We start from the raw sequence: 24,145 nt of genomic DNA on the forward strand, positions 1-24,145 counted from the left end.
AATGACAAACATTCAAAAACGTTTTTATAAAGGCCGTGTAGCGTTAAATGTATTAGCGAACAATATCCGAAATGCGAAAGATATTTTTGAAGCAGCAGAAGGTTATGTAGTAGTAGGTGTGTTATCAAAAGACTACCCAACAGTAGAAGAAGCAGTTACAGCGATGAAAGCATACGGAAAAGAAATTGATGACGCTGTATCAATCGGACTAGGAGCAGGGGATAATCGCCAAGCGGCAGTTGTAGCTGAAATTGCGAAGCATTATCCTGGTAGTCATATTAACCAAGTGTTCCCTTCAGTTGGAGCGACACGTGCAAATCTTGGCGGAAAAGATAGCTGGATTAATAGTTTAGTATCACCAACAGGAAAAGTAGGGTACGTAAATATTTCTACTGGTCCAATTAGTGCAGCTGGAGAAGAAAAAGCAATCGTTCCAATTAAAACAGCAATCGCACTTGTACGTGATATGGGCGGAAATTCATTGAAATACTTCCCAATGAAAGGTTTAGCTCATGAAGAAGAATATCGCGCAGTTGCGAAGGCTTGTGCGGAAGAGGGATTTGCATTAGAGCCAACAGGCGGAATTGATAAAGAAAACTTTGAAACAATTGTACGTATTGCGCTTGAAGCAAACGTAGAACAAGTTATCCCGCACGTATACTCTTCTATTATTGATAAAGAAACTGGTAATACGAAAACAGAAGATGTGCGTGAATTATTAGCGGTAGTGAAGAAGTTAGTTGATCAATATGCGTAAGAAAATTGCAGCGTTCGGTGAAGTAATGATGCGCCTGCAAGTACCAGGATATGAATTGTTGTCACAAGCTAACACATTAAATTACTCATTTTCTGGTACAGGTGTGAACATTGCAGCCGCACTTTCTCATCTCGGGCATGAAGGTTTTCTTATTTCAACTTTACCGGAGAATTCAGTTGGGGATGCTGCGGTATCACATATTCAAAAGTTAGGCATTCAGGCGCCGTTCATTTCAAGAGGCGGTAAATATGTCGGCATGTACTTTTTGGAAAATGGATTTGGGGCACGTGCAAGCCGCGTTACATATTCAAATCGATTAGAAAGTAGTTTCAATACGGCATGTGAAGAAATGTATCAATTTGAAGAAATCGCAAAGGAAATTGATATCGTTCATTTTTGCGGGATTACACTTGCGATGAATGATACGGTACGCCATCATATGAAATCTTTAGCGAAAGCAGTTAAAGAAAGCGGAGGCACTGTCGTTTTTGATTGCAACTATCGTCCATCTCTTTGGGGAGAAGACGGATATGAGCAGGCGAAATCGCATTATGAAGAAATGCTAGCTCTTGCTGATATCGTTATGATGAACGAAAAAGATGCAATGTTCGTTCTTGGAATGAAAACAGAAGAGACGGAGCGAGAAGCACAACTTATTGATCTTATTCCAAAAGTGGCTGAAACATATCATATCGCTACCATTGCTGGTACACATCGCTCTATTAATAGCGATAATACACACTCGCTTCGTGGGTTTATATGTAAAGATGGTGCGTTCACTTTTGCAAAAACACTTACGTTTTCTGTATATGATAGAATAGGTGCTGGAGATGCTTATACGAGCGGGATTATTCATGGCGAGATAGAAGAGTTTGCACCAGAGAAAGCTGTTTCATTTGCGTCAGCAGCTGGAATGCTTGCACATACAATCGTCGGTGATACGCCAATGTCATCAGAGAAGGATATACTTCGGGCAATGACGGCATCAGTAGGTGATGTAGAAAGGTAGTGGGTGTAACGGTGAACGTAACGAGGAAAAAAGGACCATTATATTTACAAATAAAAAATATTATTCGTGATCGAATATTGCATGGTGTATATGCGATTCATACGAATATTCCTTCCGAACCGCAGTTAGAAGAAGAGTTCAAAGTGAGTAAAATTACAGTGCGTAATGCAATTAAAGAACTTGCTCAAGAAGGATATTTGGAAAAGAAAAGCGGTAAAGGAACGAAAGTGATCCGTAATACTTCTGCGACAAAGTTGTCAAAGGGTAAGAAATTTACAGAAGTGTTAGTGGAAGAAGGATATAAAGTACAAAAGAAATTGTTAAAAGCAGAAGTCATTCATAATGAAGAAGGAACAGTGCCATTTCGATTATTCGGTAAGGGAAGTTTTCGCATTGAACGTTTATATACGTTAAATGATGCACCGTACATTCATTATACGCACTATTTCTCAGCACACATGGCAAGTACAGATTTATCGGACTTTGACTTGCAATCGCTTTACGATTTAGTTGAAGACCGAGGTATACATTTAGAAAACTTCAGAGATGAATTCGCTGTTGGACTTGCGCCTAGTTTCGTTGCAGAAGCGTTAGGTGAAAAAGAGGGGACAGCGTTATTAAAACGTATGCGCTATTCTTACGATGAAGTTGGCGAAGTAATTGAATATAGCGAAGGCTACTACAACACAGAAATGCAGCATTATGTAGTGAATTATGACGTATAAAAGGAGGGGATTCGCCCTCTTTTTTTATAAAGTGTTTCATTAGATTCATCCCGCACCAATTAGGTGTTTATTGCCTGCAAATACGGGATAAAAGTAAGGGGAATGAGAGATGGATATATACTTATTAATCGTCACGTTATTTGCAATCGCGATTGTTATTTTAGGGGTATCATGGTGGAAATGGCATGCATTTATTAGTTTAACAGTTGCGAGTTTATTTTTAGCTATCATGTCTGGATTGAATTTGACGAAAATAGTGACTGCCTATGAAACTGGTGTCGGTAGTGTACTAGGGCATCTAGTTGGTATTTTAGCTCTCGGAACAATTTTAGGAAAAATGATGTCCGATTCAGGGGCCGGCATGCAAGTGGCAGACTTCTTTATTCGATTTTTCGGTGTAAAGAAACTACCTTGGGCTATGTTATTTGCAGGATTTGTTATAGGGATTCCGGTATTTTTTGAAGTGGGGATCGTCATTTTATTACCACTTGTTATTTCCATTCGAAAAACGACGAAGCAAAATATATTATTAATTGCATTACCTGTCATTGCTGGATTATCGATTGTGCATGGGCTAGTGCCACCACATCCAGGGGCGATGACAGCAATTGGTATTTATAACGCGAACTTAGGAAAGGTACTTTTATATTCATTAATTATCGCGTTACCAACAGCCATTATCGCAGGACCGATATTTGCAAATTGGGTACATAAAAGGGTTATACCTGAAAATGAACCAGAGCTAGTTCGAGTTACAACTGTATCAACTGATTTACCAAGTCGTAAAGTTTCATTTTTTATTATTTTATTACCGGTTGTATTAATGATTTTATCAGTGGTTGCACCATATATTTCATTACCGAAAAAGATAACTGAATTTTTTGTATTTATAGGAAGTCCAGTAATTGCTTTACTTATTTCATGTTTTGCAGCATTTTATTTACTTGGAATAAGGCAAGGAATTAATAAAAAGGTGATTAAAAAATTAACGGATGAAAGTTTATTACCGGTCGGTTCCATTATTTTAATCATCGGTGCAGGCGGTGGATTTAAACAAATATTAATTGAAAGCGGCGTTGGAACAGCGATTGCGCAAATGGCAGAGCATATATCGTTATCGCCGATCGTCTTAGCTTTTATGGTAGCTGGATTAATTCGAATTGCAACAGGTTCAGCGACAGTAGCATTAACGACCGCCGCAGGAATTGTTTCACCAGTTATTCAGCACATGTCAGGTGTGAATTTAGAATTGCTCGTTATAGCAACCGGTGCGGGATCACTAATGTTTTCTCACGTAAATGATGCAGGGTTCTGGCTTGTAAAAGAGTATTTAGGTTTGACGGTGAAGGAAACATTTAAAACGTGGACGGTACTCGAGACATTGTTATCATTTATTGCATTTGGTTTTGCACTTTTATTGAATATGTTTATTTAAAAGATACCTTAACAGGTATCTTTTTTTGATGAAGCCCAATTCCAAAAACAAGCCCGTTTTTAATAAGGTCAAGCTTCCTATTCGCCCTGAAAACATACTATAAATGGAATCCCCTCATTTAGAGCAAGGAGAACTTGTTATGAATGATACTAAAGGAGGAATAGAGTAATGAGCGAAAAGTGTGAACACAGACATGATGATTGTAACCGCAGAAATGGGTGCGGCGGCGGTTTTGCGCTTCTAATCGTATTGTTTATTTTATTAATCATCATCGGTGCTAGCTGCTTCGGCGGTGGCGGTTCTTGTGGTTATGGTGGTTATGGCGGTTATGCTGGCGGCTATGGTGGATATTGCTGCTAATTATTAAAAACTATTGAAAATAGCCTTGTGCATACTGCACAAGGCTATTTTATTCATACTTTAATATGCTGTGATAATTTATTAATGTACAGAGAACGGATTAAGAAGAAGAAAATGATCTCAATAATCCCGAATAAAGTGAGTACGATACATGTCTCTTTCAGTAATGAGAAAGAAAACATGCTTTGTAAAAACTTAATGGCGAATATTGTATGAATACCAGCGACAATATAAGGAACGAAAAATAATATTCCTAATTGAATCGTTGCAGAACGAAACATTTCTGATTCTGTTAAGCCAAGTTTTGTAATCGTAATATACTTTTGTCTTTCAGTTGTTAAGTCGTTATACATACGGAAATATAAAACGCTAGCCGCACCGATAAAGAAGATAAAACCAAGAAATGCCCAAATAAAGAATTGAGCAACTGCATTTCCTTTACCGTAAATGAGTTCATCCGTAGCTGTATATATGAAGAAAGGAACTTGAGCGTTCTCTTCTGTATGCTTTTCGTAGAACTTACGTGCATCACCACTAATAACACGTAACATATTTTTTGTTGGAACAATTGCATTTTCCCAGTTTTCTACGAAGTAGTTATAGATTACGGTTGTTTCAATATGAGGAATCATATTATCAAATACATAATCTTGTACGACAGCTAAATGTGGGAATGCAAAGGATGGTTCTATTCCTTTATTAATAAACCCTTTAATATGAAATTCTTTTTTATTAGATCCAAGTGTAATCGTATTATGCTTTGCAAATGGATTAGATACGAGATTGAGAAGTTCTGGTGAGTGGCGAGAAATAATATAAACTTGTGTAGAATCAAGTGTTATTTCCGGTCTTTTCAATTGTTTAGCAATTGCGTTATAATCACTCATCTTCATAAGCATAATGTCTTCTTTTGAAGCTGTATCTTTTACTACTGTAAACTTATATTTTCTGTACTGAAAATTACTATTTGTAAGCTCAGTTTCAATTGTAGTAATATGCTTTTGTTCAAGGGAATTGTCACCTTCTGATGTATAAGTGAAGGGGACGGGATATCGTTCTAGTACCGATGCTGTTGTATTGTTATTAGCAGCAAATAACCCAATAATAATTGTAAAAGCAAGTGCAGATAGCATAGAAACGATAAAGAGTACATTAATATTACTACGGGTACGAGAAACTAAATCTGAAATCCATAACATATTTATTTGTTTCAAATAAAACTTTCTTCGTTTCTTTAAAATATAGATGAAAAGAAGAAATGTTTGTGAAAAGAAAAAATATGTCCCGACTACTACGAGTGGCAAAATAGATAACATAATAAAGACTACAGATCCATTTTGTACATTTTTTTCTGTTACGTAGCCTTTTGGGTAACCGGCGATATAATAGCATAGCCCTAAACAAATTAAAGCGAATAAAGAGATGAGTATAGATGGCTTTTTTTCAGCTTTCATTTTTTTGTTACCTTTAATAAGCTGCGCTGTTTTACGAGTACTAATAAACATCGGTGTAAATGTAGAAACGATTAAAAATAAAATGATAAACGTTACGGTTGTAACGATAATCGCTTCGGTTGGCCAATATAAATAGAGGCCTTTCGCACCTGTTAATTTCGAAGTGACTAATAAGAAGAAGTTAGAAAATACAAGGCCACCTTGAATACCGATAAAGATAGACAGTATCCCGATCATCATGTTTTCAGTAAATAACAGTCTTTTTAATTGTCTTTGTGAGATACCAAGAATAGTGAGTATCCCGAATTGTTGCTTTCGTACATTTAAAAATGATCCAACTGAATATAAGAGAAAGAAGAACGAGAACAAAACAATAATAAACTGTGCAGTACTAGCCGAATTCATAAGAGGATCTCGTTCTTGAAAACCTTGTACACTTTGTAAACGTGGATGGAACGCATATACAGTAAATGAAAAGAAAACCATGATAGAAAATGCGCTGCTTACAAAATAAGCGAAATATGCTTTCGAATTACGCGAGACATTTTTAAATGCAAATTGCCAAAATGTCATCCACGTCTTCCTCCTAATAAAGCTAAAACATCTAATATTTCTTGATAAAACTTCTCGCGATATAGTCCGCGGTGAAGTTCATTGTAAAGCTCTCCATCTTTAATGAAAATGACGCGGTTACAATAACTGGCTGCAAATGGATCATGCGTAACCATTAAAATTGTTGCATCTTCTTCTTTATTTAATTTCGTAAATAACTCCATTACATCGATTGCTGCTTTTGAATCTAAGTTTCCCGTTGGTTCATCAGCAAGTAGAAGTGAAGGGTGATGAATAACAGCACGAGCTACTGCGGTACGCTGTGCTTGTCCCCCAGAAACTTCAAAAATACGTTTATCCAAAATATGATCAATTCCAAGCTTTTTTGAAATATTATCAAGCTTTTCATCCATTTCCTTTAATGGAATATTATCTAATGTTAAAGGTAGTACGATATTTTCACCGATTGTTAGTGTATCTAGTAGGTTAAAGTTTTGGAAAACAAATCCTAACTCTTGGCGGCGGAAAATAGCTAGTTTCTCTCTACGAAATGTGTGCGGCTTTTTTCCGTTAATCACGACATCACCAGAAGTAGGGGAATCAATTGTAGAGATAACGTTTAAAAATGTAGATTTACCGCTACCAGATGGCCCCATGATAGCAACAAATTCACCTTTATCTACATGTAAATTTATATTTTTCAAAGCAGTATGAGGGACTTTTCCTTCATACACTTTTGAGACGTTTTTTATGTGTAAAACTTCTTCCATAGTAATCACCTTTCTATCCTTTAAAACTTAATGTGTTGTGATAATTTTTGCATATAAAAGGAACGAATTAAAAGGAAAAATAAAATTTCAACCGTTCCAAAAATCATCAGTACGACAGTAATCTCAGCGAAGAACGAGAGATGTAAAACTTCTTGTAGCATCTTTGTGGCAAACATCGTATGAATCGATGCCATAATGTATGGGACAAAGAAAAGAATCGCAAGTTGAATTGTAGCAGATCGTTTCATTTCGGCTTCTGTTAAACCGATTTTTGTAATCGTTACATACTTTTCTTGCTCATTTGTTAAATCTGTATACATCCGGAAGTAAAGAACACTGCCAGCACCAATAAAGAAAATAACACCTAAGAAAGTACCAATTAAGAAGAACGAAGCGACATTTAATTTTGTTGTGTATAGAGAATCGCTCGCTTCACTTGCATGGAAAGGTGGGTGCTCAGCCTTAATCGCTTCATTATCATTATCAATTTTTGTTATAAATTCCGAACCGATGTTATGTGCTTTTTCCCAATCGTTAACTTTAAAGTTATATACACTCATCTGTTTTGAAACCGATGATAATGCCTCTACATTTTCATCAGATAATACGAGTAATGTTGAGATTAAGCTGTTTGGGAAAGGATTATAATTTTTATATTCTTTTACTTGTAGCTGTAGGCTGTTTTGAGTAAGTGTAAGAATATCTTTCCTGTCTGTATCATAAATTGTGCCAATGAATTGATCATCTATGTCTTTCATAAGGATATAAGATTCATTATTTTTTACGTTGAGATGTTCCCAGTTTAACGCCATAGCAAGTATATTGTAATCACTTTGTTTAATTGCATAATAGAGCTTTGGGTTCTCTTCTGCCGAAGATACTTCATATATATTCGTTTTAAGCTTTTTATAAGTAAAGTGCTCTTCATTAAATTTTTGTTCTAACCAATTTAAATGTTCATCAGCTAACGCATTTTCAGTATGTGATAAATACGTAAAAGGGAAAGGGTTTTGTCTTATTGCATCAAACTTTGTAAATTTCCCAAAACCGTATAAGAATGTAATCATAGTAAAAGCGAGTGTTGATAGCATCGCTACAATAAAGAGCATGTTAATGTTTGTCCGAATGCGCGCTGCTAAATCAGAAATCCAAAGCATATTCGTACGCTTCATATAAAATGTTCTTCGCGTTTTTAATATACGAATGAGTAAAAAACTAATTTGTGAAAAGAAAAAATATGTTCCAGCTGCAACAAGTGAAGGAATAACAAATATGCTAGAGACGACATATAGGATTCCAATCATATCACCTAGGGACATAAAATATAACGGATTTGCCGCTAATACGTATCCAGTTATTAAACATGTCGCACCAAATAGAGAGATAAGCACGGATGCTTTTCTTTCTTTTTGTTTTGTTCCTTCTTTTAAAAGACGTACAGCCTTTCTCGTCCGAATGAGCATCGGTGTAAAAGATGAGACGAGAATGAAGAGTCCAAGAAAGATGATCATAGTTAAAATAATGGCACCCGTAGGCCAATATAAATATAAACCAGGCACATGTGTAATTTTTGCGGTAACTAATAAAAAGAACTGCGAGAAGACAAGTCCAAGTTGAATGCCGAAAAATATAGATAGGACACCAATTAGCATGTTTTCTAGAAATACGAGTCTCTTTAATTGCTTGGGCGATATACCAAGTACTGTTAAAATCCCGAATTGTTTTTTTCGTACTTTTAAGAAAGTACCGATTGAATATAGTAAAAAGAAAAACGAAAAGAATACAATGACAACTTCTGAAATTGTCATTAATATGTTCAGAGCAACATTCACGTCTGTCATATGCAATTTAGGATGAAATAAATAAACTGCAAACGAGAAAAAAATTGCGATGGAAAACGCACTGCTTACAAAATAGGCGAAATAAGCTCTGGCGTTCCGGGTCACGTTTTTAAATGCAAACTGCCAAAATGTCATTCACCTAGACCTCCTAATAGAGTGAAGAAGAAAAGGATATAAGAGATAACCTTTTCCTGTACTAATATATTTATAAAACTTAACCATTCGTATACTCTGATAACTTTCGCATGTAAAAGGAACGAATGAATAAGAAAAAGATGACTTCAACTACTCCAAAAATAATAAGAACTGCTGAAATTTCTTTGAATAGTGATAAATCAATTATGTCTTGGAGCATTTTTGTTGCGAACATTGTATGAATGGACGCCATAACGTACGGAACGAAAAATAAAATGCTAAGTTGAATGGATGCAGATTTTTTCATCTCTGCATCTGTTACACCAATTTTTGAAATTGCTACATATTTTTCTTGTTCATTCGTTAAATCAGTATACATTCTGAAGTAAAGAACGCTACCTGCTCCAATAAAGAAAATGACACCTAAGAATGTCCCGATTAGGAAGTATGCGGCACTTCCTGATGTAATTTTATATAATGAGCCTGCTGATTCATAGGAGCGTATAAGGGGTCCTTCGTATTGGAATTCCTGTCGATCTCTTTGTATTCTTTTCATAAAATCATCAGCAATTTCATACGTCTTTTCCCAGTTTTGTACGTTATAATTGTACGCTGCTACATGCTTTGTTGTATTTGGTAAGTTGTTTACAACAGCGTCAGGTAAAATTAAAGTTTGATATGAAAAGTCAGAGGGAATGGCCCCTACTTGTTCATAGCCTTTTACTTGTAATGTCGTATTTGTGCTAGAAAGTGTAATGGATTTTCTATTGTAGCTTGGCTCAAATTGGCTGAATAAGGTGAAATAAGCGCTACCTGTTAAGACATATGCTTCGTTATCGCTCATGAATAGTTGTTTCATTCGCAGGGAAGCTGCAAGTTTGTTATAGTCACTTTGTTTCATTGCATAGATGTCATTGTAAGTCGTTATACCTTCATCTTCTTTCAGTGGTGTTTCGTATAAATCAGCCTTTAGTTTTTTATAAGAGAAATCTTCCTTTTGTAACTGCTTTTCAAGCCAAGTTAAATGCTCGTTAACAAAAGGATTTGCGTCATATGAAAAATAAGAAAATGGAAAAGGTGAAGTTCTCGCAACATCTAGCTTTGTAAACTTTCCGAATCCATATAGGAACGTAATCATTGTGAAAGCAATTGTAGAAAGCATCGCTACAATAAAAAGCATATTAATATTCGTTCGAATACGACTTGCTAAATCCGAAATCCAAAGCATATTAATTCGTTTCATATAAAAATTTCTTCTTTTCTTTAAAATATAAATAAGTAAGAAACTAATTTGAGAAAAGAAAAAATATGTCCCAATTGTAACAAGTGCTGGAATCACAAAAACACTTGAAACCATATAGATAACGCCTACTTGCGTGTTTATTGAGAAGAAATATTTAGGGTTTGCAGCTAAAATATAACCACCTAATAAACAGATAGTACCAAATAGAGAAATGAATATGGATGGTTTTCTTTCCTTTTGTTTCCCACCATTAGTTTTTAAAAGGTTTACCGTCTTTTTCGTACGAATTAGCATGGGCGTAAATGAAGATACAGCGATAAAGAGACCAAGAAATACAATCGTTGTTAAAATGAAAGCATTCGTAGGGGGATATAAATATATCCCTGGTAGATGTGTGATTTTCGCTGTCACTAATAAGAAAAATTGCGAGAAGACAAGCCCAAACTGCATGCCAAAAAAGATAGATAAAATCCCAATTAACATATTTTCAGTGAAAACGAGTCGATGTAATTGTTTTTTTGATATACCTAAAATAGTTAAAATACCAAATTGCTTTTTACGAACTTTTAAAAACGATCCGATTGAATAGAGTAGAAAAAAGAACGAGAACAAAACAATAACAACTTCTGAAAAAATCATTAATCCTGAAATTTCAGAGATCATAGTGGGATTTTTTAATTTCGGATGGAATAAGTAAACAGCAAACGAAAAGAAAACAGCAATGGAAAAGGAACTACTTACAAAGTAAGCAAAATAAGCTCTCGAGTTGCGAGTGACGTTTTTAAATGCAAATTGCCAAAATGTCATAGATTATACCTCCGGTTAGAAGATATAGAAGTAGTTTTATTGCAAAAAATGTATGAGAGTGAGTTCTCATACATTTTGCTAGCATATGTTACGATCATGCTTCGGTCACCTTCTCCGTATGTTCTGCTTGATTATTTGCAGCGTTGTGGAAGATGATTTTAATTGTCGTTCCTTTACCAACTTCAGAGTCTAGTTTCACAGAGTGACCTAAATAATCACAAATTTTACTTACAATATACAGTCCCATACCAGTAGATTCTCCGAATGCGCGACCATTTTTCCCAGTGTAAAATGGTTCAAATACTCTTCGAATATCTTCTTGCGGAATACCAACACCTTCATCGCGAACTTCTAAAATAATATCTTTTCCGTTTCGGTAAGCAGATAAGAAAACTTTCTTTCCGCGCTCACCAGAGTAACGAACTGCATTTGTCATTAACTGATAAATAATGAATTTTAGCCATTTCGCATCAGAGGCAACCTTTAAATCGGAATGAACTTCTAAAACAGGGAAGACCCCGTTTCGAATGAATAATTCTTTTAATCCGTTAATATTTTTTGTTACCGCATCTTTTAATGAAATCGTCTCAACATGGAAATCTTCATGGAAGTTATTTAACCTTGCCATATATAAAGCCATATCGAGTCCTTGATTTAATCGTTCTAATTCTTTTTTGAATTTCGGAATCAAATGTTCATCTTCCATTTCGAGCACCATAAGCTGCATAACAGAAACAGGCGTCTTCATTTGATGCACCCAGTGGTTAATGAATAATTGATGTTCTTGTTGTTTTACTTCATATGACTGTAGCTCTTTTTGGAAGAGACGGTACTGCGTACGCACGAGCTCGTTTACACCGTGAGGCATCGGAGCTGTTGCTCTTTCAATAAACGCATCTTCCATTTTTTCTGGTTGTTCACTTAATCTATGGTACATTCTACGATTACGAACATAACGGTAAGCGAGGAAACAAATGAATAAGTATAAGCTTAAAACGATGAAGTAAAACTTATTGTTTTGAAACCCATCTACTGCATCATAAAGAACGAAAATAATACCGAAGTTTAATACGTACAGTAGGAAAAATGCAAAATGATCACGTAAAAATAGCTTCATGCTTATTCACTCCAAGTTGCGTTAAAACGATACCCAAGTCCACGTACTGTTTCAATTGCATTTTCAATACCAAGCTCGTTGAACTTTTTACGAAGACGCGTAATGTTTACGTTTAATGTATTTTCCTCAACGAAGCTTTCGTCATCCCAAAGAGCGGCTAATAAATCTTCACGGCTCGCTGTACGAGGGAATTTAGATAATAACATTTCTGCTAAAATTGCTTCTTTCTTCGTTAAAAGAACTTGCTCAGCGCCGAAATGAATTTCTGGGCGTTCTGGGAATAATTTTAGTCCCTCTACTTCAACGATACGTTCAGAAATATTTGGCGCATAATCACCGTAAATACGACGTAATTGACCTTTAATTTTCGCCATTACAACGTCGTAGTGGAATGGTTTTGTAATATAATCATCCGCACCGCTTTCAATCGCCATAATTTGTTCCATCTCGCCAGCACGCGCTGAAATGAAAATAATTGGACAAGTAGATTCATGACGAATTTGACGGCACCAGTAGAATCCATCGAATTTCGGTAAGTTTACATCAAGTAAAACAAGATGTGGTTTCACTGCATTAAACGATGCCATAATATCATCGAAGTTCTCTGCAACAACAGCTTCATAGCCGTACTTTTGAATGTGAGATTGTAGTAATGATGAAATATTGGGATCGTCTTCAACGATTAAAATTTTATACATATGTATCTTCCTCCTAAAAAAACAATTGTAGCTATAGTGTATCATGTGTTTCAAGTCTTTTCATTATGTTGAAAGATAAGCTAGTAAACAGTATAGGTCAAAAGCGTGAAAAGTAAAAAGAGCGTATGTATAATTGACAATTAACTGAAAAAATTTTAACATTTAGATAAATATCTAAATGTCTAATTAGAGAAGGGAAGAAAGACATTGAATCAAGCATTCAAAGCATTAGCAGATCCAACAAGGCGAAGAATTTTAGATTTATTAAAAGAAGGCGATTTAACCGCTGGGGAAATTGCTGAACAATTTAATATGACAAAACCAAGTATTTCACATCATTTAAGCGCGCTTAAAAATGCTGAACTTATTCAAGATGAAAAGAAAGGTCAATTCGTTATGTACTCTTTAAACACAACTGTATTTCAAGATTTGTTGACTTGGGTGTTTACATTTACGAATAAGGGGGAAGAGGGGAAATGAAAAAACATCTTTTTGCAATCTTATTAATTGTTATAACTTGTTTAGCATGGGCGTTTGCTTGGCCGCATTTGCCGGATACAATTGCAACGCATTGGAGCGGCGGTAAAGTAGATGGATATTCTTCTAAATTGTATGGAATGCTTTCTATGGTTGGAATTATGATTGTTTTATATATTTTTCTAAACGTGTTACCAAAGATTGACCCAAAGAAAGCAAATTATGAGAAGTTCTCTAAAGCTTTTATGATGATGAATAACGGGATACTACTGCTACTATTTGTAGGGAATATAGATATCATTACAAGTGGATTAGGATACAACTTATTTATTAATCGCGTGCCGGAATTATTAGTTGGTATTTTATTTATAGTCATCGGTAACTATTTACCACAGTGCAAACCAAACTACTTTGTCGGTATAAAAACGCCATGGACGTTAAGTAACGAAGAAGTATGGAGAAAGACACATCGCTTTAGCGGAAAGGTTTTTGTTGCATTAGGAATTATTATGATTCTAAGTGTTTTTGTACCAGTAACGTGGAAATCTTTCCTAATGATTGGCGTTATTGTTGGTGCTGTAGGACTAACGATGGGATATTCCTATGTCGCTTATAAAAAAGAACTAAAAATGTAAATAAAGCAGCTTTTCCTTCTGAGGAAAAGCTGCTTTATTTTTTATCCCGCATTAACGGGCACAGTAAGACTCCCACCCAAAAATTCGGCGAATGCGGAGGGGGTAGGTGGGAGATCAACTGCTCGTAAAAGCCCGATTGGTGAGGGCTAATAATCAGTGGGGGATGGACAAAACCCCCCACTGATTAAAGTTTCACTTTATTTCTTCAAAACCGGTATCCAAATTTCACTTTTAAAGTTTGGGGAAGTTATATCTTTCTGTTCATTCCACAATATTTCCGGTCCTTTCGCTAGTTCATAGTTTGAGGAAGGAAACCATTCGGAATAAATGCGTCCCCATACATTTTGTAATGTTTCGGGAAATGGACCGACAGCTTCAAATACGGCCCACGTTGAAGCTGCGACTTCAAGTTGCGCGAATTGCTCTGGACAAGTTTTTGTTGAGGCTACTCCAATGTAGTGATCGAGTTCTCCTTTTTCCTCCATTCTTCCTTCAGAAAAGTTAGTAGAAGCACTAATAATTCCATTCGGTTCCATGTTTGAAAGTGACTTTAACGTTTGAATGGACCCTGGATTTAAACTTTTCCACATAGAAGCAATTTCTTCATTTACACCGTTAAATACAATCGGTACGCGTTTTGTAATACCAATAATTTGGAAGGGTTCTTTTTCTTCAATTCGATAATTCATTTCGTTTCCTCCTTGAATCGATAACTGGAAGGTCATTGGTGAATAAGCTTTCAAAGAATGACTACTATTTCGGGCCTCTGAAGGTGTTATGCCGTGCAAGTTTTGAAAGGCACGTGCAAACGAATCTGGTGAGTTGTACCCATATTTTATAGCGACATCAATGACTTTTGCATCACTATCCTTTAGTTCAAAAGCAGCAAGAGTAAGTCGTCTACAGCGAATATATTCTGATAGTGATACGCCAGCGAGAAAAGAAAACATTCTTTTGAAATGATATTCAGAGCAGTAAGCTATTTTTGCGACTTCTTTAAAATCAATTTCATCTGTTAGGTTGTTTTCAATATACTGCATTGCCGCATTCATGTTTTTAAGTGAATCCATACGATGACCTCCTTGTTAAATAGAATAGCAGGAACAAACTAAGTCCATCCGACATTTCATGCACAACTTTGTAGGGTATATTTTTAACCTTACAAAATTGTAATGTTCCTGTAAGGAGAATGAATGGATGGCATGATATCCCAATGTTATAGTAACAAAGTACTTTCGTTCAGTAGGTTAAATTTTTATATCTTTACTTATGCGTCTTACATAACTGTTATGTTTGTGTAAGAAACATCGATAGTGGCAAGAGTAGAGAGTGTATATAGTTGAAAATAGAGAATAGAAGAAATGAGGGATGTCGAGATGAAAACAGTGTTAGAAGCAAAAAATATTGAAAAAGTGTATGACACGGGTGGTAATAAATTTGCAGCGTTAAAAGGTATTAACTTACAAGTAAAAGAAGGTGAGTTCGTTGGAATTATGGGACCTTCTGGTTCGGGTAAGACGACTTTACTAAACGTTCTTTCTACAATTGATAATGCGACGAACGGTGAAATTTTAATTGATGGAAAAGATATCGTGAAGATGAACGATGATAAGTTAGCGTTATTCCGCCGTGATCATTTAGGGTTCATTTTCCAAGATTATAACTTATTAGATACGTTAACGGTAAAAGAGAACATTGCGTTACCTCTTGCGTTATCAAAGGTGAAAGCGAGTGAGATTGATCGCCGCGTTCTTGAAATCTCAAAGAAATTCGGTATTGATCATATTTTAAGTCAGTTCCCATATCAAGTATCTGGTGGACAGAAGCAAAGATGCGCGGCATCACGTGCAATCGTTACGAATCCAAGTATGATTTTCGGGGACGAGCCAACTGGAGCGCTTGATTCTAAATCAGCGACAGATTTACTTGAAAGTATGAAGTCGTTAAATGAATATGATAACTCTACAATTTTAATGGTAACGCACGATGCGTTCGCGGCGAGTTACTGTAAACGAGTTATTTTCATTAAAGATGGCGAGTTATATAAAGAATTGCACCGCGGTGAATCAACACGTAAACAATTCTTCCAACAAGTCGTTGACGTAATGTCTTCCATTTCTGGAGGTATGGCTGATGACCTTATCTAGCATTGCCCTCCGCAACATACAGCGGAATTTTAAAGACTACTTTGTATATTTTGCATCTATGATATTTAGTATCGTCATTTATTTTACATTTAAGGCGTTGCAGTATAATTCACAAATGGAAAAAGCTGCGGAAGCTTCTAAAAAAATTAGCGGTGCATTTCAAGTTTCAAGTGTCATGCTAATTATTTTCGTAGCGGTGTTCATTATATATTCGAACGGTTTCTTTACACGAAAGCGTAAAAAAGAAGTTGGACTATATTCCTTATTAGGTATTCGTAAAAGACAGATTGGTAAAATGCTTTTTTATGAAAATATGTTAATGGGATTAATGTCATTAGTAATCGGTATTGCGATCGGTAGCGTTCTTTCAAAACTATTCCTTGAACTACTAATAAATATGATGGGAATAAACTTAAACGTTCATTTTGAAGTACCGATGGCTGCAGTTATTGATACAGCAATTATTTTCTTTGTAATTATTTTGTATACATCACTTCAAGGATATCGTTTAATTTATCGATTTAAGTTAATTGAACTTTTCCGAGCAGAACGTGAAGGAGAAGCAATGCCAAAAGGATCTGTCATTATGGCGTTAATTTCAGTTTTCTTAATCGGCTCAGGTTATTTCTTAGCGTTAATGTTTATGAAGGCAGTTATGTATGCAAACTTTATGGTAGTTGCACTTTATATATTACTTGCAACAGTATTAGGTACGTATTTACTATTTATGTTCTTTACAGTATTCGTATTGAAACGTGCAAGAAATAATAAGTCAGCGTTTTATAATGGTATGAATATGATAACGACGTCACAGTTACTGTATCGTATTAAAGGAAATGCAAAGTCACTTGCGACAATATCTATTTTAAGTGCAGTAACATTAACGGCAGTTGGTACGTCAGTTACGATGTATTACAACACATTTACGCAATCAAAAGCAGTCGCACCTTATAGTTACTCTTATGAGAAAAAAGATGCAGAGCTTGATAAGAAAGTAAATGCGATTTTTGCAGAAGAGAAGCTGGATCATCCGATCAAAGATCAATTTGAGGTTGAGACGGTTCCTGTAAAAGGGAAGTTTGAAGGAGATAAAGTTGATTTCATTCTGAATATGAACTATACAATTTCAGAGAAATATCAGTTTATGTCTCAGTCAGAATTTAATAAACTTGCTAAAAAAATTGATGCGGAAACAGTGAGTGTAGCTACTGGTGAAGCATTTATATATGATAGTTCGTATATTGAAGGGCATGAGTTTAGTCCACAATATGAAGGAAACAAAGCAGTATTCCAAATCGGAAACGAAACGAAGCAATTAAAAATCCAAGGTGCAAATGACGTTGCGATTACAAATTTAGGTGAATTAGTTGTTGTCGTTTCAGATGAAATGTATGAGCAAGCGAAGCAAACATTTGGAACACGTGTTGTAAAAAATATTGATGTAAAAGACGAAAAAGATAGTAAAGTTTTAACAGAAAAACTAACAAAAGTGATGCCAGCTGGTGAATCAGAAATGGTACCACCATTTAGAGATTTCTACACTGGTTTCCATATGGGGCTTGAAGGAACGGGGCTAATGATGTTTATCGGAATGTTCTTAGGACTTGTATTCTTACTAGCAACGGGTTCTATCATTTACTTTAAGCAATTAACAGAAGCAAATGCTGACCGTGAGCGTTACGTTGTACTTCGTAAAGTTGGGGTAACGAAACAAGAGATGAAAAAAGCTATTGCAAAACAAGTAAGTTTTATCTTTGCAATTCCATTAGTAATCGGAATTCTACACAGTTTGTTTGCATTAAAAGGTTTAGGAAACATATTACCATTCGAAATTATGATTCCGCTCCTAATTAGTATCGGAGTATATGGCGTCATTTATATCGGATATTACTTCATAACAGTGCGTTCTTATTATAAGATTGTGAGTGCGAAATAATAAGTGAGCAGCTATCGCTATATGCGGTAGCTGTTTTTTCATTCTTCATAAAATCTTAAGAAATCTCCTCAATTTTTGTTAAGAAACGATAGTTATACTTAGAAACAAGTTAAAAACTATCGAACGAATGGGGAGAGGGTTACATGCAACTCATAACATTCTTACATGAATTTATAAAACATCCGAAACATACTGGTGCAATTGCGCCAAGTTCAAAAATATTAGCAAAGAAAATGGTAGATGTAATTGATTTTAATAGAGCGAAATGTATCGTAGAGCTAGGGCCTGGTACAGGGGTTTTCACGAGAGAAATTATGAAGAGAAAGAAGAAGGAAACGATATTTCTTCTTATTGAAATTAATGAAGTGTTTTGCAAAGAGTTAAAGAGAAAGTTTAAAAATGAGCAGAACGTCATTGTTGTACATGGTTCAGCTGAAAATATAAAGAAGTATATGGAAGAATTACAGATAGAATGCATTGATTACGTCTTATCGGGATTGCCTTTTACATCTTTACCAGAAGAAGTTTCAAAGCGTATTTTAAACAATGTAATGGAGGCGATACATGAGACAGGTGAATTTATTACATTTCAATATTCACTTGTGAAAAAAGGATTTATACAGCATTTCTTTCCTGAAATTACGCTCGAAAAAGTGTGGCTCAATTTTCCGCCAGCGTACGTCTTTAGCTGTAAAAAAGAGCTAAGGAGAGCATATGCTTAATGGACTTACATGAATTATTATCTTATATTGAACAGTACGGTTATTGGGCACTATTTTTCTGTTTATGGTTAGGTATTATCGGTATGCCAATTCCAGACGAAATGATCGTAATGAGCGGTGGTTTTGTCTCTTCACTAGGGATATTAAATGTCATTCCAGCATTTGTATTAACATATTTAGGCGTTGTCTCTGGGCTATCTTTAGGTTATATAGTAGGGAAAATATTTGGTACAAAAGTACTTGATAAGCTAATGAAAAAGAAAAAAGCGAAATATCTTTTGAAATCTCAACAAATGGTAGAGAAGTATGGCCATTATGCGTTAGTCACAAGTTACTTCATACCGGTTGTAAGACATATCGTACCGTATTTAGTTGGAATGAATAACATGTCATTTAAGGTGTACGCTTTGTATTCCTATACGACAGGACTTGTTTGGACACTTGCTTACTTTGTACTCGGTTCTTTATTTGGACAACATATTGAAAGGATTGTAGCGCTTGCGATAGAGTATGGCGTGTATTTTGGCGGAATTGTTTTTGTTGTTGCGAGTGGTGCTTATTTGTATAAGCAAAGAAGAAGTACGGTGATGAGTAAGTAAATGTTTATACTTATTGAGAGTAGTATAAAAGGGAGAGTTATTTTGTAGAATAACTCTCCCTTTTAATGTAATGGCTTCTTATTACTTACATTAGGTGTTGTTTGAAATACAGTTATATAAATTGTTAATATGATTGTATTGATTAGATTGGCTAATATAGTCATAAAATCACTTGATGGGATGAGAAGAACGAAGATTGAAAGTATGGCAGAAGCAAGTGGAATGAACTTTTGCAGCGTAGTTAACTTTCCATCTTTATGAAGCTTTGCAGATTGAAAGAAGCAAAGTAAGAAAATTAAGGATGTAAATAATAATCCTAAATAGCCCCAACCATCTTCAATATACCAAGGTAAAAAGCTCATTCTTGATGTGAAAATAAATAAATTGAATACTAACGTGCTAATGATTAGCGTATTTAAAATAGTGATATGTATCTGTTTCTTCATTTGAATTATACTCCGTAATTTATTTTATCCTGCTATTTGTGGGGCAGCAAAAAACATTAATTAAAATTTCACTTTATTGAGATGTTTTTGCCATTTCCATAAATCTTTGTTCAATTTCATCCAATTCGAATGAGTGGCATATTCTGCGGTCTTCTTTATCTAAAATTCGATAATGTTGAGATAAAATATTTTGTTGTATTTGATAACCGTTTAATTCTTTTATTTGTCGCCACCACACTTTTCCTCCTAAAGTCTTCGGGAAGTTCGTACTGTAATGTGTAAAAGCGATTGTTTTTATAATTTCATTCACATCATCCCCAAATGTCATCTGGACTGTATCGCTCTGTTCGAAGAGTGTTACGACACAAACTGCACCTGACCATGTTAGCGTGCGTCTTCCTTTTTCGATTTCTACTAATGTTTTCTTCGATAAACCAATAATTTCTGACATTTTATCTTGTGATAAATCATTTTCAACACGGATGAGTTTTAATTTTGAATTAACGAGTTCAATAAATTCTTGTTTATTCATAATGCAGCTCCTTTTTTTAATATAGTGTAAAATTACACTATAAGTGTAATTTTGTCAATGACAGTGTAAAAAGTTACTTTTTATTGTTTTGATCTTTCTAATTAATATTTCACTTCTAGTTTAAGAAAATGTTAAGAAACCGTACGAGTTTTTATTAAGAAATACGTTCTATACTTAGAAACATCTTAAAGAAAACATAATGAAAGGCGGAATATAGATGAAAAGATTTATTTTTGGAGCAATGCTTGTTATCGTCGCAGGGGCGGTATATTTATTAAGTGGGAGTAAGCTATTAGATCAGATGAACCCATTTCTTGATATAGAGAATCATTACGCAATTATTAATAATAATGGAAAAGAATTAGGCGGAAATAAAGGCCGTGAATACAAGGTGAAAGCTTACGATAAGGATGGAAAAGAAAAAGAAGTAAAAATTGATGGTGTAGATAAATTACAAAAGGGCTCCTACTGGCATGTACTTACAAGGGGAAATTTTTTACATGATAAAGTGCAAGTAACGATAGATGAAATTCCTGACGGTGCGAAGGCAAAGTTAGGATTGTAAATATAAACCCGATTCTTGATGAGAGAATCGGGTTTGTTATTTCATGGTAAAATTTAGAAGGGAGGGGTGAGAGGTATGCTACTCGTTGTTAGTCTTATATTAATTGGGATTATGTGCAGTATGAGGGTAGTATCTTTACATATGATAGAACGACAAAAGATAGAAGAACGATATGTATATTGTCCAAAATGTGATGCGAAAATTAGAAAAGGAAATTCTGCTCCTTTTTGTTCGAAATGTAATTTAATATTTTAAAGAAGATAAAAGGCAACAACGAACATGTCTAGCTTAATCTAAACATTTGAAAGTCTGCAGTGTAACAACTGCCGGCTTTTTTATGATTATTACATTTCTTTTTAAGAAAATATTAAGAAACCCTAGCACTATTTGTTAAGAAAATGTATCTATACTGAATTCTGTTGCTTAAAAAGAACATCAAGAATAATAACAGGAGGTAGAGATAGATGAAAACAATGTTAGAAGCAAAAGGGATTTCGAAAATATATGATACAGGCGGGAATACGTTTGAAGCGTTGAAAGATATTCATCTGCAGGTGAAAGAAGGAGAGTTTGTCGGGATCATGGGACCATCTGGTTCTGGTAAGACAACACTTTTGAATGTCCTTTCTACTATTGATACAGCTTCAAAGGGCGAGATTTTAATTGACGGAAAAGATATTGTGAAGATGAATGATGATGAATTGGCACTATTTCGCCGTAATCATTTAGGGTTCATTTTTCAAGATTATAACTTATTAGATACGTTAACAGTGCGAGAAAATATTGCTTTGCCGCTTGCTTTATCAAAGGTGAAGGCGAAAGAAGTAGAATCCCGCGTTGAGGAAATTGCAAAGAAGTTTGGAATAGATCATATTTTAAATCAGTATCCGTATGAAGCGTCAGGTGGACAGAAACAACGCTGCGCAGCATCAAGAGCGATTGTAACAAGTCCAAGTATGATTTTTGGAGATGAGCCAACTGGTGCGCTCGATTCAAAGTCAGCGACAGATTTATTAGAAAGTATGAAGACATTAAATGAAAAAGATCTTGTAACGATTTTAATGGTAACGCACGATGCATTTGCGGCAAGTTATTGTAAACGCGTTGTATTTATTAAAGATGGAAAGTTATATAAAGAATTACATCGTAAAGAGACGACACGTAAACAGTTCTTCCAGCAAATTATTGATATGATGTCTTCCATATCTGGAGGTGCGACAAATGAGCTTATCTAGCATTGCACTTCGTAATATAAAACGAAATTTCAAAGATTATTTTATATACTTTGCCTCTATGATTTTTAGCATCGTCATTTATTTTACATTTAAGGCGTTGCAATACAATTCACAAATAAGTGAAGCTGGAGATAACATCGGACGAGGATTCCAACTTGCGAGTGTCATGCTCATTATTTTCGTCGCGATATTTATTATATATTCGAATGGTTTCTTTACACGAAAGCGTAAGAAAGAAATAGGTCTTTATTCTTTACTCGGCATTCGAAAAAAAGAAATTGGTAAAATGCTTTTTTATGAAAATATGTTAATGGGTTTATCATCGTTAGTAATCGGCATTATAATTGGTAGTTTACTTTCAAAAGGATTCCTAAAGCTACTTTTAAATATGTTAGAGCTACATGTAAATGTTCATTTTGAAGTGCCAATTGGAGCGGTTATAGATACAGCAGTTATTTTTTGTTTCATTATTTTATATACATCGTTTAAAGGATACCGCGTTATTTATCAATTTAAGTTAATCGAGCTATTCCGTGCAGATAACGAAGGCGAAGTCATGCCAAAAGATTCTAAAATAATGGCTATCATTTCTTTATTATTAATTGGATCAGGTTATTTCTTGTCAGTAACGGCTATTAAAAATTCGAACAGTGAGAAATTTATGCCACTTGCACTTTACATTTTATTAGCAATAGTACTTGGAACGTATTTATTATTTAAGTTCTTTACTGTTTTTGCATTAAAAAGAGCGCGAAATAAAAAATCTTCATTTTATAACGGAATGAAAATGGTGACGACATCTCAGTTACTATACCGCATTAAAGGAAATGCAAAATCGTTAGCGACAATTGCTGTATTAAGCGCAGTAACGTTAACAGCGGTTGGAACGTCTGTTACGATGTATTACAACACATATATGCAGGCGAAGAAATATTATCCAGTTAGTTATTCATATGAAAAGAAAGATATGGAATTGGATCGTAAAGTGAATGAGATTTTAAAAGAGGAAAAGAATGAAATCATTCATCAATATGAAGTGGAGACGGTAAATGTAGTAGGAGAATATGGTGATGGCACTTCATTACAATCAAGAACAACAGAACTTATTACGCAGTCATCATTTAATACAATCGCAAAATATTTAAATGAAGAAACTTTAAATTTAAAGAAGAACGAATTGTATGCATTTGATGGTATGTATAGCGAAGATAAGAGAGAGAGCGGTGGTGTATACAAAGGAGAAAAAGCTATTTTCCCAATTGGAGAAGTAGCACCAGTACAAGTAAAAGATGTACAAGCAAAAAACATTACAAACTTATATGAACTTCTAGTTGTCGTTCCGGACGAAGTGTATGAGCAGGCGAAGAAAACAATTGGAGCTCATACTGTGAAAAATATTGATGTGAAAGATGAAAGAAACAGTAAAGTACTAACAGAGAAATTAAAGAAAGTACTACCGGAAGAAGAGGCAGAAGGAAAAAGACAGTTTGGTGATTTTTACACGATGTTCCGTGATGGTATTGAAAAATCAGGATTAATGATGTTTAGTGGTATATTCTTAGGACTTGTATTTTTACTCGCAACAGGGTCTATCATTTACTTCAAGCAATTAACAGAAGCACATGCAGATCGTGAGCGTTACATCGTTCTTCGAAAACTAGGTGTCACGAAAAAAGAAATGAAAAAAGCAATCGCAAAACAAATGAGATTTATTTTCTTCATTCCTTTAGTAGTTGGTATATTACACACTTTATTTGCATTAACAGGATTAGCGACAGTGCTTCCGTATGAAATTGCAGTTCCGTTGTTAATTAGCATCGGCGTGTATAGCGTTATTTATATTGGTTATTATTTGTTGACGGTTCGTGCTTATTTTGGGATTGTTAGTAAATAAAAATTGAGTTTAAACTTTACAAAAGGCGAAAGAGAACATAGTGGAAATTATGTT

Annotated in this window: 24 protein-coding genes; 15 read left to right on the forward strand and 9 right to left on the reverse strand. The window is 34.9% G+C overall.

Going from position 1 to position 24,145, the window contains the following annotated elements:
* The first annotated feature begins 1 nt into the window (after position 1).
* The 5 genes from dagF to QCI46_RS03100 all read left to right on the forward strand — a co-directional run bounded on the left by dagF (position 2) and on the right by QCI46_RS03100 (position 4,286).
* Complete coding sequence (gene dagF, locus QCI46_RS03080; RefSeq protein ID WP_000181936.1) at positions 2 to 757, forward strand: 2-dehydro-3-deoxy-phosphogluconate aldolase; 756 nt, start codon at positions 2 to 4, stop codon at positions 755 to 757.
* Positions 750 to 1,766, forward strand: coding sequence for a sugar kinase (locus tag QCI46_RS03085; RefSeq protein ID WP_353839562.1), 1,017 nt, complete (start codon positions 750 to 752; stop codon positions 1,764 to 1,766). Before dagF ends, QCI46_RS03085 begins: the two co-directional genes overlap by 8 nt.
* Entirely contained in the window at positions 1,766 to 2,491 is a 726-nt protein-coding gene (locus QCI46_RS03090; RefSeq protein WP_353839563.1) for a GntR family transcriptional regulator, read from the forward strand. Before QCI46_RS03085 ends, QCI46_RS03090 begins: the two co-directional genes overlap by 1 nt.
* 109 nt (positions 2,492 to 2,600) lie before the next feature.
* Complete coding sequence (gene gntP, locus QCI46_RS03095) at positions 2,601 to 3,926, forward strand: gluconate permease GntP (protein ID WP_327958196.1); 1,326 nt, start codon at positions 2,601 to 2,603, stop codon at positions 3,924 to 3,926.
* 168 nt (positions 3,927 to 4,094) lie between these two features.
* Complete coding sequence (locus QCI46_RS03100; protein ID WP_001290406.1) at positions 4,095 to 4,286, forward strand: YjcZ family sporulation protein; 192 nt, start codon at positions 4,095 to 4,097, stop codon at positions 4,284 to 4,286.
* Positions 4,287 to 4,339: 53 nt separating this feature from the next.
* On the opposite strand, the gene QCI46_RS03105 is transcribed toward QCI46_RS03100, so the two are convergent.
* The 6 genes from QCI46_RS03105 to QCI46_RS03130 form a co-directional block, all read right to left on the reverse strand.
* Positions 4,340 to 6,313: an FtsX-like permease family protein gene (locus QCI46_RS03105; protein ID WP_353839564.1), complete on the reverse strand. Its 1,974-nt coding sequence runs from the start codon at positions 6,311 to 6,313 to the stop codon at positions 4,340 to 4,342.
* A complete protein-coding gene (locus QCI46_RS03110) occupies positions 6,310 to 7,062 on the reverse strand; it encodes an ABC transporter ATP-binding protein (RefSeq protein WP_000393249.1) in 753 nt (250 codons plus the stop codon). Before QCI46_RS03110 ends, QCI46_RS03105 begins: the two co-directional genes overlap by 4 nt.
* A 20-nt stretch (positions 7,063 to 7,082) precedes the next feature.
* Positions 7,083 to 9,038: an FtsX-like permease family protein gene (locus QCI46_RS03115; protein WP_353839565.1), complete on the reverse strand. Its 1,956-nt coding sequence runs from the start codon at positions 9,036 to 9,038 to the stop codon at positions 7,083 to 7,085.
* A gap of 79 nt (positions 9,039 to 9,117) precedes the next feature.
* Positions 9,118 to 11,088: an ABC transporter permease gene (locus QCI46_RS03120; protein ID WP_327958192.1), complete on the reverse strand. Its 1,971-nt coding sequence runs from the start codon at positions 11,086 to 11,088 to the stop codon at positions 9,118 to 9,120.
* Between the two features lie 94 nt (positions 11,089 to 11,182).
* Positions 11,183 to 12,205 (reverse strand): sensor histidine kinase, encoded by a 1,023-nt coding sequence (locus QCI46_RS03125; protein ID WP_144612114.1) that lies wholly within the window; start codon positions 12,203 to 12,205, stop codon positions 11,183 to 11,185.
* A 2-nt stretch (positions 12,206 to 12,207) separates the two neighbouring features.
* Positions 12,208 to 12,903: a response regulator transcription factor gene (locus QCI46_RS03130; protein WP_353839566.1), complete on the reverse strand. Its 696-nt coding sequence runs from the start codon at positions 12,901 to 12,903 to the stop codon at positions 12,208 to 12,210.
* 207 nt (positions 12,904 to 13,110) lie between these two features.
* Here QCI46_RS03130 and QCI46_RS03135 point away from each other — a divergent pair, with 207 nt between their 5' ends.
* Both QCI46_RS03135 and QCI46_RS03140 read left to right on the forward strand, forming a co-directional pair.
* The gene (locus QCI46_RS03135; RefSeq protein ID WP_098199194.1) at positions 13,111 to 13,383 is read left to right on the forward strand and encodes an autorepressor SdpR family transcription factor; all 273 of its coding nucleotides are present in this window, start codon (positions 13,111 to 13,113) and stop codon (positions 13,381 to 13,383) included.
* Positions 13,380 to 14,015: an SdpI family protein gene (locus QCI46_RS03140; protein ID WP_353839567.1), complete on the forward strand. Its 636-nt coding sequence runs from the start codon at positions 13,380 to 13,382 to the stop codon at positions 14,013 to 14,015. Before QCI46_RS03135 ends, QCI46_RS03140 begins: the two co-directional genes overlap by 4 nt.
* 197 nt (positions 14,016 to 14,212) lie before the next feature.
* Here QCI46_RS03140 and QCI46_RS03145 read toward each other — a convergent pair whose 3' ends face one another.
* Entirely contained in the window at positions 14,213 to 15,085 is an 873-nt protein-coding gene (locus QCI46_RS03145) for an AraC family transcriptional regulator (RefSeq protein ID WP_166703469.1), read from the reverse strand.
* 306 nt (positions 15,086 to 15,391) lie between these two features.
* Between QCI46_RS03145 and QCI46_RS03150 the strand changes: the two genes are divergently transcribed.
* The 4 genes from QCI46_RS03150 to QCI46_RS03165 all read left to right on the forward strand — a co-directional run bounded on the left by QCI46_RS03150 (position 15,392) and on the right by QCI46_RS03165 (position 19,419).
* A complete protein-coding gene (locus tag QCI46_RS03150; RefSeq protein WP_097845562.1) occupies positions 15,392 to 16,162 on the forward strand; it encodes an ABC transporter ATP-binding protein in 771 nt (256 codons plus the stop codon).
* Positions 16,149 to 18,098 carry an ABC transporter permease gene (locus QCI46_RS03155; protein ID WP_353839568.1) on the forward strand — a complete coding sequence of 650 codons (1,950 nt, stop codon included), beginning with the start codon at positions 16,149 to 16,151 and terminating at the stop codon, positions 18,096 to 18,098. The genes QCI46_RS03150 and QCI46_RS03155 overlap by 14 nt, the downstream gene beginning before the upstream one ends.
* A 143-nt stretch (positions 18,099 to 18,241) precedes the next feature.
* On the forward strand, positions 18,242 to 18,820 hold the full coding sequence (locus tag QCI46_RS03160) for a class I SAM-dependent methyltransferase (RefSeq protein ID WP_097889148.1): 579 nt from the start codon (positions 18,242 to 18,244) through the stop codon (positions 18,818 to 18,820).
* A complete protein-coding gene (locus tag QCI46_RS03165) occupies positions 18,820 to 19,419 on the forward strand; it encodes a DedA family protein (protein WP_353839569.1) in 600 nt (199 codons plus the stop codon). Before QCI46_RS03160 ends, QCI46_RS03165 begins: the two co-directional genes overlap by 1 nt.
* Before the next feature lie 62 nt (positions 19,420 to 19,481).
* On the opposite strand, the gene QCI46_RS03170 is transcribed toward QCI46_RS03165, so the two are convergent.
* Together QCI46_RS03170 and QCI46_RS03175 are read right to left on the reverse strand one after the other, a co-directional pair.
* Entirely contained in the window at positions 19,482 to 19,865 is a 384-nt protein-coding gene (locus QCI46_RS03170) for a hypothetical protein (RefSeq protein WP_327986430.1), read from the reverse strand.
* A gap of 73 nt (positions 19,866 to 19,938) precedes the next feature.
* Entirely contained in the window at positions 19,939 to 20,397 is a 459-nt protein-coding gene (locus tag QCI46_RS03175; protein ID WP_353839571.1) for a helix-turn-helix transcriptional regulator, read from the reverse strand.
* A gap of 217 nt (positions 20,398 to 20,614) precedes the next feature.
* On the opposite strand from QCI46_RS03175, the gene QCI46_RS03180 reads away from it, so the two are divergent.
* The 4 genes from QCI46_RS03180 to QCI46_RS03195 all read left to right on the forward strand — a co-directional run bounded on the left by QCI46_RS03180 (position 20,615) and on the right by QCI46_RS03195 (position 24,091).
* Positions 20,615 to 20,962, forward strand: a complete 348-nt coding sequence (locus QCI46_RS03180; RefSeq protein ID WP_353839572.1) for a YxeA family protein — start codon at positions 20,615 to 20,617, stop codon at positions 20,960 to 20,962.
* 75 nt (positions 20,963 to 21,037) lie between these two features.
* Complete coding sequence (locus QCI46_RS03185; protein ID WP_353839573.1) at positions 21,038 to 21,217, forward strand: hypothetical protein; 180 nt, start codon at positions 21,038 to 21,040, stop codon at positions 21,215 to 21,217.
* A gap of 209 nt (positions 21,218 to 21,426) precedes the next feature.
* The gene (locus QCI46_RS03190) at positions 21,427 to 22,197 is read left to right on the forward strand and encodes an ABC transporter ATP-binding protein (protein ID WP_353839574.1); all 771 of its coding nucleotides are present in this window, start codon (positions 21,427 to 21,429) and stop codon (positions 22,195 to 22,197) included.
* Positions 22,184 to 24,091: an ABC transporter permease gene (locus tag QCI46_RS03195; RefSeq protein ID WP_353839575.1), complete on the forward strand. Its 1,908-nt coding sequence runs from the start codon at positions 22,184 to 22,186 to the stop codon at positions 24,089 to 24,091. The genes QCI46_RS03190 and QCI46_RS03195 overlap by 14 nt, the downstream gene beginning before the upstream one ends.
* The last annotated feature ends 54 nt before the right edge of the window (positions 24,092 to 24,145 follow it).

Origin of the sequence: Bacillus cereus group sp. RP32 (assembly GCF_040459735.1) — a bacterium.
Classification (GTDB): Bacteria; Bacillota; Bacilli; order Bacillales; family Bacillaceae_G; genus Bacillus_A; species Bacillus_A wiedmannii.

Coding starts and splice junctions, on each gene's coding strand:
- dagF (WP_000181936.1), top strand. CDS start 2: ATGACAAACATTCAAAAACGTTTTTATAAAGGCCGTGTAGCGTTAAAT.
- QCI46_RS03085 (WP_353839562.1), top strand. CDS start 750: ATGCGTAAGAAAATTGCAGCGTTCGGTGAAGTAATGATGCGCCTGCAA.
- gntP (WP_327958196.1), top strand. CDS start 2,601: ATGGATATATACTTATTAATCGTCACGTTATTTGCAATCGCGATTGTT.
- QCI46_RS03100 (WP_001290406.1), top strand. CDS start 4,095: ATGAGCGAAAAGTGTGAACACAGACATGATGATTGTAACCGCAGAAAT.
- QCI46_RS03105 (WP_353839564.1), bottom strand. CDS start 6,313: ATGACATTTTGGCAATTTGCATTTAAAAATGTCTCGCGTAATTCGAAA.
- QCI46_RS03110 (WP_000393249.1), bottom strand. CDS start 7,062: ATGGAAGAAGTTTTACACATAAAAAACGTCTCAAAAGTGTATGAAGGA.
- QCI46_RS03115 (WP_353839565.1), bottom strand. CDS start 9,038: ATGACATTTTGGCAGTTTGCATTTAAAAACGTGACCCGGAACGCCAGA.
- QCI46_RS03120 (WP_327958192.1), bottom strand. CDS start 11,088: ATGACATTTTGGCAATTTGCATTTAAAAACGTCACTCGCAACTCGAGA.
- QCI46_RS03125 (WP_144612114.1), bottom strand. CDS start 12,205: ATGAAGCTATTTTTACGTGATCATTTTGCATTTTTCCTACTGTACGTA.
- QCI46_RS03130 (WP_353839566.1), bottom strand. CDS start 12,903: ATGTATAAAATTTTAATCGTTGAAGACGATCCCAATATTTCATCATTA.
- QCI46_RS03140 (WP_353839567.1), top strand. CDS start 13,380: ATGAAAAAACATCTTTTTGCAATCTTATTAATTGTTATAACTTGTTTA.
- QCI46_RS03145 (WP_166703469.1), bottom strand. CDS start 15,085: ATGGATTCACTTAAAAACATGAATGCGGCAATGCAGTATATTGAAAAC.
- QCI46_RS03150 (WP_097845562.1), top strand. CDS start 15,392: ATGAAAACAGTGTTAGAAGCAAAAAATATTGAAAAAGTGTATGACACG.
- QCI46_RS03155 (WP_353839568.1), top strand. CDS start 16,149: ATGACCTTATCTAGCATTGCCCTCCGCAACATACAGCGGAATTTTAAA.
- QCI46_RS03160 (WP_097889148.1), top strand. CDS start 18,242: ATGCAACTCATAACATTCTTACATGAATTTATAAAACATCCGAAACAT.
- QCI46_RS03165 (WP_353839569.1), top strand. CDS start 18,820: ATGGACTTACATGAATTATTATCTTATATTGAACAGTACGGTTATTGG.
- QCI46_RS03170 (WP_327986430.1), bottom strand. CDS start 19,865: ATGAAGAAACAGATACATATCACTATTTTAAATACGCTAATCATTAGC.
- QCI46_RS03175 (WP_353839571.1), bottom strand. CDS start 20,397: ATGAATAAACAAGAATTTATTGAACTCGTTAATTCAAAATTAAAACTC.
- QCI46_RS03180 (WP_353839572.1), top strand. CDS start 20,615: ATGAAAAGATTTATTTTTGGAGCAATGCTTGTTATCGTCGCAGGGGCG.
- QCI46_RS03185 (WP_353839573.1), top strand. CDS start 21,038: ATGCTACTCGTTGTTAGTCTTATATTAATTGGGATTATGTGCAGTATG.
- QCI46_RS03190 (WP_353839574.1), top strand. CDS start 21,427: ATGAAAACAATGTTAGAAGCAAAAGGGATTTCGAAAATATATGATACA.
- QCI46_RS03195 (WP_353839575.1), top strand. CDS start 22,184: ATGAGCTTATCTAGCATTGCACTTCGTAATATAAAACGAAATTTCAAA.